The organism is Cohaesibacter celericrescens (assembly GCF_002866925.1).
Classification (GTDB): Bacteria; Pseudomonadota; Alphaproteobacteria; order Rhizobiales; family Cohaesibacteraceae; genus Cohaesibacter; species Cohaesibacter celericrescens.
Map to the genome: position 1 here is coordinate 21,933 of NZ_PKUQ01000010.1, position 11,922 is coordinate 33,854.

The window sequence follows — 11,922 nt, forward strand, 5'->3', positions numbered from 1 at the left end:
AAATATTGCCCGATCCATCATGTCACACTGCCGCGAAACCAACCACGTCTGGCCCCGCCTTATGAATTTGGGAATGAGATGAATGTCTTTAATCACTGAAACAGGAAAATTCCCCAAAGCGGGCGAAGTGGACATTCTGCTAGGCGCTTATGGTGGCGGCCATATGCGTATGATCATTCCGGTGGCCAAACAACTGCAGGCACGGGGCCATAAGGTCTGTATTTTTGCCTTTACCACCGCAGTCAGCATGGTTCAATCGAGCGGACTTCCTTGGTTCAGCTATATGGCTCTGCCTCAAGCGCAGTTACCAGAAGTGAAAGAAAAAGGCCAAGAGCTTGCGTCAGGCTTCCCAGACGGCGGCCCAATGTCAAAAGCCCACAGCAGCGCCTATTTGGGATGCAATTATCGCGATTTGGTTTTGCAAAACGGGAGCGCAAAAGCAGCAGAAATCTACCAACAAGACGGCCGCTTTGCCTTCAACCCCATACATTTGATGGAAGAGGTTCTCGACTACATTCAACCCAAGGTCGTCGTCACCACAAGTTCTCCCAGATCCGAAAAAGCCCTAATCAAAGCAGCAGGCAACAAGACCATCAATTCGCTCTGTATGCTTGACTTATTCGGCATGCAAGAAGTCGCATGGCTAAAAGAAGCGGGTTTTGGCAATGAATTATGTGTCTTGAATGAAGGTGTAAAGCAATTTGTTGCCGAGAGCGGACGACCATCAGATGAGATTATTATCACGGGAAACCCTGCCTTTGATCGTTTGCAAAATGAAGACACAATACAAGCAGGGCGTCTCTTACGCGAAAAGAAAGGGTGGGGTAAAAATGGTAAGATCGTTGTCCTCTACGCGTCTTGCGCAGAACCTGCAGTCCATCCTTTCACCGGGGAACCCGGACTGGAAGATCTACCCCGTAAGATTGAAGCCCATTTAGTTGACCTTGTGACCAAAGATGACAAATATGAGTTGATCATTCGCAGACACCCCAATGAACCTCAAGATGTAAAAACATATGGCTCTATTCATCAAAGTACCATGAAAGATGACATCGATAACCTTATGCACGCAGTTGACTTGGTCGTCGTAACAAGATCAACAGTAGCGGTTCAAGCTGCGTTGGCCGGCAGACCTGTCTTGAGCGTTGAGTGCTCCTCTCTTCAAGACAGCCCGTTCGGCAAACTGGGGTTTAGTACGGCCGTTTTCTCAATCGAAAAAATAGAAAAAACTTTGAATGCCTTAAGTGAAAAACTGGCAAGCAACAACGAGAAAAACAGCAATGAAAGCGCCTCGTCTGCTGAGACTGTTGCAAATAGAATACTTGCATTCATGCGATAAGGCCGCCTGATTTTTGAACAGTTCAAAGACTATAAATGTCAGCAATTGGAGGCCGAACCTGAGGCTTCGCGCCACAGCGCTTGATCGTAAAAACCTCACTTTTTTGCAAATATGATGTGCTATTGCTTGCAATGGCTATGCATGTATAGGTATGAGACAGACACCACATCGTCGTTCATATAATGAATAGGGTTGCTTATGGCTTTCTTGCACTCGGATCCCCGCAAAGATAATTTGGATCTTTCTCTTTATGCGCCAAACTTAGAGGCACCGGAAACGATGTACGGTTTGCCGCAGAAGGTTACATTTTGTAAGAAGTGTGTGATTTCCAATCAGCGCCCCAATTCAACTGTTGAGCACAAGCATACCTCCACCAGCAAAAAACAGACAATCAACTTTGATAAAGATGGCATTTGCGATGCCTGCCGCGTTGCAGAACGCAAACATCAAGACATTGATTGGGAAGAACGCCGCCGTGAGCTGGAAGTCCTGTGTGACAAATATCGCTCACGGAATGGCTCTTATGATTGCTTGGTTCCAGGCTCCGGTGGCAAAGACAGTTTCTATCAATCATGGATGCTGAAATACGAATTTGGCATGAATCCGTTGACCGTTACGTGGGCACCTCACATCTACACGGACTGGGGTTGGCGGAATTTTGATCGCTGGATCCACTCGGGGTTTGATAATTATTTGATGACTCCGAACGGCCGTGTAAAACGCCTCATTACGCGATTGGCCGTTGAAAATCTGTTCCATCCCTTTCAGCCATTTATAGTTGGCCAAAAATCCTATGCCCCCCAAATGGCAATCCAGATGCAAATTCCCCTCGTTTTCTATGGGGAAGACGAAGCTGAGTATGGCAACCCAATTGCTGATACGACAAGCGCACAACGCAATTACACCTATTTTTCAAGTTCATCAGATAGTGAGATCTTTTTAGGAGGGACATCCGTCCAATCTTTGCAAGATGATTATGGCGTGCGCCCCGCGGACCTCAAGGTCTATTGCCCATCCAACCCCGACGATCTTCGCGCCAACGACATCAACGTGCATTATCTTGGCTATTATTTAAAATGGCACCCACAGGCCGCCTATTACTTCGCCGTTGAAAAAGGAGGCTTTGAAGCCTCCCCCCATCGCACACCCGGCACCTATTCCAAATATCATTCGCTTGATGATCGAATTGACGATCTACATTATTATACAACGCACATAAAATTTGGCATCGGGCGCGCAACACATGATGCTGCGCAAGAAATTCGTTCTGGTGATATTGAACGAGAAGAAGGTGTCGCACTGTGCAATCGGTATGATGGTGAATATCCAGAGAGGTTTTCTGATCAATTGATGGCGTATCTGTCCTTACCAGAGGAAGAATACCCTCAAGCATCGAAGATGTTTGAAACACCGATCATAGATCGCGACTATTTCGAGGCTTTGTCAAACCGTTTTCGTCCTCCTCATCTCTGGAGTTTTGGAAATGAAGGATGGAAGCTACGCCATCGTGTCGCAAACAATGTTTAATAAGGATGTGGCATGAACATCAGATTGATTGCGCGGTTGGATGTAAAGCTGTCCCATCTGATTAAAGGCGTTCAGATGGAAGGGTGGCGCAAAATGGGCAACCCTGCGGAACGGGCTAAGTTATACTATGCGCAAGGTGCCGATGAACTTCTTTATATGGATGTCGTTGCCTCACTTTATGAGCGCAACAATCTAAAAGACATCGTCCGCGAAGTGGCATCCGAAAGCTTTGTGCCAATTACCGTCGGCGGAGGTATCCGCACCCTGGACAGCGTCAAAGAACTGTTGGATGTGGGTGCAGACAAAGTAGCGATCAACACGGCAGCAACCCAAAGACCTGAACTTTTACGCGAAATTTCAGATACATATGGGTCGCAGGCCACCGTGCTTTCTATTGAAGCAAAGAGCCAACCTCAGGGCGGCTGGGAAGCAATGACGGACAATGGACGGAACAATACCGGTTTAGACGTCATCAAGTGGGCTGTTGATGCCGCACGGCTTGGCGCTGGAGAATTATTGCTTTCGTCGATTGACAAGGATGGAACCTCGAAAGGGATGGACTTGGCGTTAATAGACGCTGTATCCCGCGAAGTAGACATTCCGGTAATAGCGACTGGTGGCGTCGGTCAGGCCAGTGATGTAATTGAAGGTGTCCGACATGGAGCAAGTGCGATTGGACTTGCTAAGGCATTGCACACGGATGCGCTCACATTTCCCGATCTTCGAAATGAATTAAGAAAAGCAGACATCAACGTACGTGCTGTTTGAAAAGGATTGTCATGACCAAACAAGTTGTTGTCATTGATTATGGCATCGGGAATGTTTTTTCTGTTTGCAATGCACTGAAAGAAGTGAATGTTGATGCGGTTTTATCAGGCGATCTTAACGTAATAAAATCCGCAGATCGTATCGTCTTACCCGGCGTGGGAGCTTTTTCGCGCGCCATGTCTGCGCTAAAGGACAAAGGAATAGATGATGCCATCCGGGCTTTTGTCGAAACCGAGCGACCTTTCTTAGGAATTTGCATCGGCATGCAAGTTTTAATGCAGCACTCCACGGAAATGGGAACCCATCAGGGGCTGGGCTTGATTGAAGGCATCGTGGACAGGATCGATTCCAAAACCACGGACGGGGCACGTCTGCTTGTGCCTCACATCAGCTGGGCACAATTGCATAAACCTAAGTCTGCGCCAGAGGATATCTGGAACCAGTGCGTCCTCCCCCAAAGAAACGATCACAACCCAGCCTATTATTTCGTGCATTCCTATTCTGCACGTCCTGTACATAAGGACAACCTGCTGGCAGAAGCCACTTATGGTGGACATGCTTTAACCGCAGCAATAAAGAAAAACAATATCACGGGCCTTCAGTTTCATCCTGAAAGAAGCGGCAAGGCGGGCTTGGAATTGTTAAACCGCTTCACCCAGATTTAGGAGCAACATAGCATCGGGCAGCAAAGCAGTTTCTTTGAAGCACCACGAGTGCTTGGGTGTACAAGATAACAATTGCACCATTGGAACGGTGGATTTAGTACCGCACCATTCAAAAATAATATTAAGATGCACTCGCTGAACTCAAATAGTACGACGACACCATCATCGTTGGAAAACATCCAACAGAATGATTGCGATGATGCTTTAATGTCAGCGTATCCTGTACCTCGAGACCCTTTTTAAAATACAATTTCTACAATACCATATCGATCCTTCTTTTCCATTTTTCTGAATTGAAATTGCCATGCAACTCTACCAGTTCTTTGATCACCCTCATTCTGTGATGTTCCACCATTTTTATGGTGACCAGCATGCCAAGGGGCAAGGCGCAATTTCCTCTCAAGATTTTGCAGATCTTCTAGAGTGGCTCTCATCGCAGTTTAATTTGATCGGTGCGCGAGAATTTCAGAAGAAGCTGCTCAATCAAAATCTGAAAAGCAAAGACATTTGCCTTTCCTTCGATGATGGCCTGCTGTGTCAGTACGATATTGCGGCTCCGATTTTGGAAGCACGAAACATTGATGCATATTTCTTTGTTTACACATCCCCTCTGCTCGGAGACCTCAATGTATTGGAGATTTTTCGGGATTTTCGGTCGACCCAATTTGCTGATATAGAAGAATTCTATGCCTCTTACTTCAAGCAGGCAAAAAACCATCTAAGTGAGAGTTATTCAGATCGGCATGAAGAGTATTTGAAGCTGAATTATCTGAAGGAATTCCCATTTTATACCGAGTCAGATCGATGGTTCCGATATCTACGGGATCGAGTTCTAGGGCAACAGACTTACAATGATCTTATGTGGTCGTTGTTAAAGGAAAGCGATTATGACTTAAAAGGTGCATCCAGCCGGCTTTGGATGACAGAAAAGCAAGTCAAAGACCTGTCAGACAAAGGGCATAGTATTGGCCTGCATTCCTATAACCACCCAACGGTTATGAGCAACCTACCGCTTCCAGATCAGAGAAAAGAATACCACGCTAATAAGGAGCATTTGGAAGGCGTTATTGGCAAACAGATTGATTGCATGTCACACCCGTGTGGGAACTATTCCCCTCAGACACTGGATTTGCTCACAGAGATGGGTGTACAAATCGGCTTCCGCTCAAGCCTTAGTGAAGTAAAAATCAAATCAAATCTTGAAATTCCACGGCAGGATCATATTCTGGCTTTTAAGGAGATGAGGAAATGAAAATCACCGTTTTCACAAGCAACCAGCCTCGTCATATTTCGCTGATCAACAATCTAGCGAGCATTTCTGATGAAGTTTTTGCCATCCAAGAATGCAACACTGTCTTTCCAGGTGAGGTTGATGATTTCTTTAAGCGCTCCGATATCATGCAGCAATATTTCCGGAATGTGATATCTGCGGAAAACAATTATTTTGGCGACATAAGCTTTCTTCCGCGTAACGTCCGCTCTTTGTCGATCAAGACCGGCGATTTAAGCCGACTACCCCCAAAAGTTCTTGAGCAAGCAATGCAGTCCGATTTATTTGTTGTCTTTGGCGCAAGTTATATTCGGGGATGGCTCATTGATGAGCTCGTTGCAAAAAAAGCAATCAACATCCATATGGGAATTTCCCCTTATTATCGCGGGTCTTCTTGTAATTTCTGGGCATTGTATGACAACAATCCTCACTATGTGGGGTCGACTATTCATATGCTTTCAAAGGGTCTGGATAGCGGTGAAATGCTCTATCATGCAATTCCACGTTTCGATGGTGAAGAACCATTTGAATTCACGATGAAATCTGTAAAAGCGGCACATGAGTCTCTCGTCGATCGCATCGCCAGTGGTAAGATCCATGAAATGGGGTCCCATAAACAGGATAAAACACAAGAAGTGCGCTATACCAGAAACAAAGACTTTGACGACAGGGTCGCCGGACAGTTTTTAGAGCGGAATTTATCCGCTACAGATTTAGGAGCGACATTCGCAGAGGCCGAATACCCAAGTCTGCTACACCCCTATTGGTATTAATACCTCGCTTGATTTTGAGAGATATTTTAATCAATTCCCCTGACAACCCTTATGTCTCCAAAGCAATCTCAGGCTATAAATCACAATGAACGATATTTACGCTATTTCCATTAACGCAGAACAGAGCCTCAATGAGGCTTTAAAGCAGCTGGATGCAACAGGACGGGGAATCTTGTTGATCACACAGCCTGACGGCCGCTTTTTGCGCACCGTTACCGATGGGGATGTGCGCCGTTTTCTGTTGAACGGAGGGTCACTTGAAGAGCCGATCACGGCTCTGGGACAACGGGAATCTGTTTGGGTACCTGAACACACAAGTGAAGTGGATGTGTTGACCCTGATGGATGAGCGCGAACTGGATCATATTCCGGTTATGGATGCCGATCACAAGCCTGTTGCGTTGCATTTACGCAAGGATATCCAGCCGCGAATTTTGCTCTCCGTTCCCCATTTGGGAGAATTGGAGAGGCAGTATATTCACGAAGCACTGGATACCAACTGGGTTGCCCCTGTCGGACCCAATATTGATGCCTTTGAGGCCGAAGTCGCAGAGTATGTGGGATGCGACCATGCGCTTGCCGTCACCTCGGGGACAGCCGCGATCCATCTCGCCCTGAGACTACTCGATGTAAGCCATGGGGATTTCGTTTTATGCTCCAGCTTCACCTTTGTCGCCAGCTGCAACCCGATCCTCTATCAAGGTGCAACGCCGGTTTTTGTCGACTCTGAAACCGACACCTGGAATATGTGTCCCATTGCATTGGAACGAGCCATCAAGGCTTGCAAAGAGCGGGGAGCTCTACCCAAGGCCATCATCGTGGTGCATTTATATGGCCAAAGTGCACGTATGGGTCCGATCATGGAACTGGCAAATGCCTATGACATTCCGGTGGTTGAGGATGCTGCAGAATCCATGGGCTCCTACCATCAAGGCAAACACACAGGCACCATCGGTAAAATGGGCGTCTTCTCGTTCAACGGCAACAAGATTATTACCACATCCGGTGGTGGCATGCTGGTGTCTGACGACAAAGCCCTGATCGACAGAGCCCGTTTCCTTGCAACCCAGGCAAAGGATGACGCGCCCTATTACCTGCATAGTGAAATTGGCTATAATTACCGTATGAGCAACATTCTGGCAGGGATAGGCCGTGGGCAGCTGAAGGTGTTAAATCAGCGTGCACAGCGGCGCCGAGAGCTGTTTGATCGCTATATGTCTGAGCTAAAGGATATCAAAGCCTTACACTGGATGCCCGAGTTGGAGGGTGACTACTCCAACCGTTGGTTGACGGTCTGTCGGCTGGATCCAGCGCATACGGATATCAAGGCGCAGGATTTCATCCAAAAACTGTCCGATTTGGGTATGGAAGCAAGACGCGCTTGGAAACCAATGCACAGCCAACCCCTTTTTGCTGACGCAGAATATTTTACGGCCGCCAATACCAGCTATTGTGATGACTTGTTTGAGCAAGCGATTTGTTTGCCCTCGGGTTCCAGTATGACAGATACAATGCAGATGTACGTCATCAGGGCAATTCGAAGCATTTTGGCCTAGCCAATGTGCGCAGATTTCGGGATAAATCCCGACGAGACAGGGGAAGGCAAGGGGGTCATGAAAAGAGCATTCGATATTGTAGTATCGGCCATGCTGTTGCTTTTAACCAGCCCCATATTGTTGCTGGTCTGTTTGGCCATCAAACTCACAGACAAGGGACCGGCACTGTTTAGCCAGACCCGCGTTGGCCTGAACGGTAGATTGTTTGAAATCTATAAGTTCCGTTCAATGGTGGTCAACGCAGCCGACCTTGGCGGATTTTCTACGGCCGACAAAGACCCCAGAATCACGGCAATCGGGCGGCTGCTTAGAAAAACGAGTTTGGATGAGTTGCCGCAATTGTTCAATGTTCTGAAAGGTGAAATGAGCTTGGTAGGGCCTCGGCCAGATGTGCCAGCCCAACGGGCCTTGTATACCGAACCCCAGTATCTCAAAAGATGCTCAGTACAGCCCGGCATTACGGGCTTGGCGCAGGCCACAAAACGATCAACTGCCACTATTGAAGAGCGCTTGCAGCTCGATTTGGACTATGTCGATCAGTCCAGTTTACGCTTTGATTTATGGGTTATCCTGCTCACAATCAAACAGGTGATTGCCAAAGGAGGCATCTAACCGCTTTCTGTGGTAGATGCCTGATAAATCTGAATTGGTGAACTGGGACCGCCAGAGGTCCCAACGGGAAGTAGAATATGTGTGGAATTTTTGGGCGTTATTCATTTGATGATCGACCTGTCGACCAGGGCATTCTTGCTGCAATGTCAAATTCCATTCGGCATCGTGGTCCAGACGCAGATGGATATGACCAGACCGGCGCCATGGTGGTTGGCAACCGGCGCCTGTCAATTCTGGATTTGACACATGCAAGTGATCAACCTCTCTATTCACAGGATCGCAAAATCGTTGTGGTCCAGAATGGAGAAATCTACAACTACATTGAGTTGCGCGATGAATTAAAAGCCTTGGGGCATATTTTCCATTCTCTTGGAGATACAGAAGTCCTTTTGCGCGCCTATGAAGAATGGGGACCTAAATTTGTCTCCCGCCTGAATGGCATGTTCGCAATTGCCATTGCAGATCATCGGAGCAAGAAGCTCCATTTGTATCGGGACAGACTGGGAGTGAAACCATTTTTTCTGGCGGGGTCCCGCGAGAGCGGAGCCCTCTGGTTTGGGTCCGAGATCAAGTCCATTTTGGCCAATGGCCTCCATTATCCGCCCAATCTTCAAGCATTAGCGCAGTTTTTTGCCCTGAACTACATCCCGCAACCGCATACCGCGTTTCAGGGGATCACCCATCTGCCTCCCGCCCATATCGTCACGGTCTCAAAAGAAGGCATCGAGATGGAACCCTATTGGGCGCTATCCGATACAAAGCAAGATACCGCCATGACGGTTGAGGATGCCAAGACAGAGCTATTCTCATTGCTCGATGATGCAACGCGTTTGCGCATGCGCTCCGACGCGGCTTATGGAGCCTTTTTATCTGGCGGGCTGGATTCCAGCTCTGTGGTCGGATTAATGACCCGCCACACCGACAAGCCAATTAAAACTTTCAGCATCGGCTTTTCTGACCCCCGCTTTGATGAAACCTATTATGCCGAACTGGCCTCCAATCGGTTTGCTACTGAGCATATTTCGAAATGTGTTGAGCAGGATGTTACAAAAAACTGGCCACGTGTGGTTTGGTATAGTGACCAACCGCATGGTGATGTTTCCTTCATGCCTACCGATTTGGTCGCCCAGCTCGCCGTGCGCGATGTAAAAATGGTCCTGACCGGTGACGGTGGCGATGAGCTATTTGCCGGATATGAAAAATATCTCGATTTCTTCCCCAATGGTCAAACCGATCATCTTGCCACGGGTTGGGAAAATGACTTTTGCAGGCAAACGGGCCTTCTGCTGGGAGACGAGGCTTCTCAGTTGCTGCGAGGAGATCTCGCTCAGGCTTTCTGTGATATTGATCCCTATAAGGAATTGAGCCAAAGCATTCAAAAAGCCGACCATCAAGATCCGATCAATCGGGTTCTGATAGCCGAGACAGAAGTTTTATTACCAGGCAACAATCTCGTCAAATCCGATCGCATGAGTATGGCCAATTCACTGGAAGTACGCTCTCCCTTCTTGGATTATAGAATGGCGGAATTTTCTATGCGGGTTCCTGGCTGGATGAAGTTGGAAGGCAATCAGACCAAGGCTATTTATAAGCACGCCGTCCATGATTTGCTGGGAACGGAATTAACGTACCGTAAGAAGAGAATGTTTACGGTGCCAATCGGAGAGTGGTTTCGCGAAACGTTACAGTCTTATTGCAATGATGTGCTGCTGGATGGCCGTCTGGAAGCCCGCGGACTGTTCAATATGGATTTTGTTCGCAAAATGCTCGATAGCCATGTTCGCAATGAGCATAATTATACTCGCCAAATCCGCTCGCTAATAGCCATCGAACTCTGGTACCGGATCTTTGTAGATCGCGAGATACACGATTTCTCACCGTCATGAGCGCATGCTCTATGCGCGGCTCCCGAAAAACAAAGACAGTTGGCCCCACGGATTGGGCCCTCCTCCCCTCTATTGAAGCTGGAGGGGCAGGTATCACACCCTATCCTTGAGTCGCGAATTTTTCAGAGATGCGCTTTTTGCAAAAGCCAACGCCAATCCAATGGTGTACCAGGTGAAAAAATTCCGATGCTGCCCAAAGGCTTCCGAATAGGAGGAAATCGGCCAGAAAACAGTCACCAACAACGTAACAGCAATGGCTGTTTTCATGGAAAGCTTCAGGATCGTCTCAGAGGCAAAGACAGCCTTGAACAACAAGATAACCATAACAACAAACAGACCGAGCCCGATCAGCCCGGACTCAGCCGCCGTTTGAATATAGATCTGGTGCGGATGGCTGTTGCATTCAGGCGCACTGCTGACCACCAGCATTGCTTTGCTCGTACAAAAATTCTCGAAATTTTCGGCGCCGACACCAACAAGAAGGTTGAGTTTGGCAACACCCAACCCCTCCATCCATGGGACGTGATAGGCACTGGACGGATACCACGGCAAATTATTCTGTAAATTAGAGATAAAGGCTTCAGCCGTTGCGGGTACGGCAACGGCCAAGACCCCAACCAAAACGGCACTCACAACAGAACAGGCAACAATATAAGGCAGACCCAATCGCGCAAGCAGCGTGAATACCCCGAGCCCCAAAAGCAGCAACAAAGTCATATAGATCTCACCAGAATTGACTGATGTACCGACCAACAGTGCCAACAATAAAACCGCCACCCAAACAGGTATGGTTTTTTCCGCAGCCTTCGCCATAAACCATAAACAAACAGGCAGTCCCATACCCACGACATACCATCCTGCTTTTCTATTTTGTTGCCATGGTCCAAACAATTTATCGGCATCGGGCTGTCCGATACGCTCAACAATCAGCATCGCAGAAACAATAACAAGGCCAAGGCACATCGCCCAAATAAGCTTCTCTTGCAGCTTCTCATCTGACTGCAGAGACAGCAGGCAGATCATCGCAAACAGTGGGAAGCGGATCCAAGGCAAAGCATCCTCAAATCCATTGCCGGGCCAATCAGAGATTGCCGCTGTAAAAACAAGCCACAGCCAAAAGACAAGCGCTGCAATCATCCAAGGATGTCGCAACCATTGCCAATCACGCGTTGCGATGGATGAGACAAGCAGGAAGATGGCCCCGATGCTTAACCAAATATCTGACCCAGCACTGCCTAACAAAGCGACGAATGGACCGATGAACCAATAGAATATAGCGATTTGGTTTCTCAATGAAGGAGACAGCTCAGTGCCAAGCATTCTGCCAAATTGCATTACAGTTTCCTATGTGAAGAATTTTTGTTTGATTGAACTATGGCAGATTTTTCAGTCACGAACAGCCAAGCGCGGGGTCACTTTATGATTTGCCCGGAGCTTATATTTTGCAGCCTTTGTTTACAAGAAGAAGTATTGCAACTCAGCAGGAGGCGCCCCGTCAGAAAATTATAGATCAAACTCCTCACCAAT

10 protein-coding genes are annotated in these 11,922 nt (G+C 47.7%); 9 read left to right on the forward strand and 1 reads right to left on the reverse strand.

The window, feature by feature from the left end:
* Nucleotides 1-82 precede the first annotated feature (82 nt).
* The 9 genes from C0081_RS05675 to asnB all read left to right on the forward strand — a co-directional run bounded on the left by C0081_RS05675 (nucleotide 83) and on the right by asnB (nucleotide 10,395).
* Complete coding sequence (locus C0081_RS05675; RefSeq protein WP_101532850.1) at nucleotides 83-1,339, forward strand: glycosyltransferase family protein; 1,257 nt, start codon at nucleotides 83-85, stop codon at nucleotides 1,337-1,339.
* Between the two features lie 198 nt (nucleotides 1,340-1,537).
* Entirely contained in the window at nucleotides 1,538-2,866 is a 1,329-nt protein-coding gene (locus tag C0081_RS05680) for an N-acetyl sugar amidotransferase (RefSeq protein WP_101532851.1), read from the forward strand.
* A 12-nt stretch (nucleotides 2,867-2,878) separates the two neighbouring features.
* A complete protein-coding gene (gene hisF / locus C0081_RS05685; protein WP_101532852.1) occupies nucleotides 2,879-3,634 on the forward strand; it encodes an imidazole glycerol phosphate synthase subunit HisF in 756 nt (251 codons plus the stop codon).
* A gap of 11 nt (nucleotides 3,635-3,645) precedes the next feature.
* Nucleotides 3,646-4,299, forward strand: a complete 654-nt coding sequence (hisH, locus tag C0081_RS05690) for an imidazole glycerol phosphate synthase subunit HisH (protein ID WP_101532853.1) — start codon at nucleotides 3,646-3,648, stop codon at nucleotides 4,297-4,299.
* Nucleotides 4,300-4,603: 304 nt separating this feature from the next.
* Entirely contained in the window at nucleotides 4,604-5,551 is a 948-nt protein-coding gene (locus C0081_RS05695) for a polysaccharide deacetylase family protein (RefSeq protein ID WP_101532854.1), read from the forward strand.
* Complete coding sequence (locus C0081_RS05700; protein WP_101532855.1) at nucleotides 5,548-6,342, forward strand: formyltransferase family protein; 795 nt, start codon at nucleotides 5,548-5,550, stop codon at nucleotides 6,340-6,342. Before C0081_RS05695 ends, C0081_RS05700 begins: the two co-directional genes overlap by 4 nt.
* A gap of 85 nt (nucleotides 6,343-6,427) precedes the next feature.
* The gene (locus tag C0081_RS05705) at nucleotides 6,428-7,897 is read left to right on the forward strand and encodes a DegT/DnrJ/EryC1/StrS family aminotransferase (RefSeq protein ID WP_101532856.1); all 1,470 of its coding nucleotides are present in this window, start codon (nucleotides 6,428-6,430) and stop codon (nucleotides 7,895-7,897) included.
* A gap of 57 nt (nucleotides 7,898-7,954) precedes the next feature.
* Nucleotides 7,955-8,509, forward strand: a complete 555-nt coding sequence (locus C0081_RS05710) for a sugar transferase (protein WP_101532857.1) — start codon at nucleotides 7,955-7,957, stop codon at nucleotides 8,507-8,509.
* 77 nt (nucleotides 8,510-8,586) lie between these two features.
* Nucleotides 8,587-10,395, forward strand: a complete 1,809-nt coding sequence (gene asnB / locus C0081_RS05715) for an asparagine synthase (glutamine-hydrolyzing) (protein ID WP_101532858.1) — start codon at nucleotides 8,587-8,589, stop codon at nucleotides 10,393-10,395.
* 93 nt (nucleotides 10,396-10,488) lie between these two features.
* Here asnB and C0081_RS05720 read toward each other — a convergent pair whose 3' ends face one another.
* Nucleotides 10,489-11,730 carry an O-antigen ligase family protein gene (locus C0081_RS05720; protein ID WP_101532859.1) on the reverse strand — a complete coding sequence of 414 codons (1,242 nt, stop codon included), beginning with the start codon at nucleotides 11,728-11,730 and terminating at the stop codon, nucleotides 10,489-10,491.
* Nucleotides 11,731-11,922 lie beyond the last annotated feature (192 nt).

Coding starts and splice junctions, on each gene's coding strand:
- C0081_RS05720 (WP_101532859.1), bottom strand. CDS start 11,730: ATGCAATTTGGCAGAATGCTTGGCACTGAGCTGTCTCCTTCATTGAGA.
- C0081_RS05705 (WP_101532856.1), top strand. CDS start 6,428: ATGAACGATATTTACGCTATTTCCATTAACGCAGAACAGAGCCTCAAT.
- C0081_RS05695 (WP_101532854.1), top strand. CDS start 4,604: ATGCAACTCTACCAGTTCTTTGATCACCCTCATTCTGTGATGTTCCAC.
- C0081_RS05675 (WP_101532850.1), top strand. CDS start 83: ATGTCTTTAATCACTGAAACAGGAAAATTCCCCAAAGCGGGCGAAGTG.
- C0081_RS05710 (WP_101532857.1), top strand. CDS start 7,955: ATGAAAAGAGCATTCGATATTGTAGTATCGGCCATGCTGTTGCTTTTA.
- C0081_RS05700 (WP_101532855.1), top strand. CDS start 5,548: ATGAAAATCACCGTTTTCACAAGCAACCAGCCTCGTCATATTTCGCTG.
- asnB (WP_101532858.1), top strand. CDS start 8,587: ATGTGTGGAATTTTTGGGCGTTATTCATTTGATGATCGACCTGTCGAC.
- C0081_RS05680 (WP_101532851.1), top strand. CDS start 1,538: ATGGCTTTCTTGCACTCGGATCCCCGCAAAGATAATTTGGATCTTTCT.
- hisF (WP_101532852.1), top strand. CDS start 2,879: ATGAACATCAGATTGATTGCGCGGTTGGATGTAAAGCTGTCCCATCTG.
- hisH (WP_101532853.1), top strand. CDS start 3,646: ATGACCAAACAAGTTGTTGTCATTGATTATGGCATCGGGAATGTTTTT.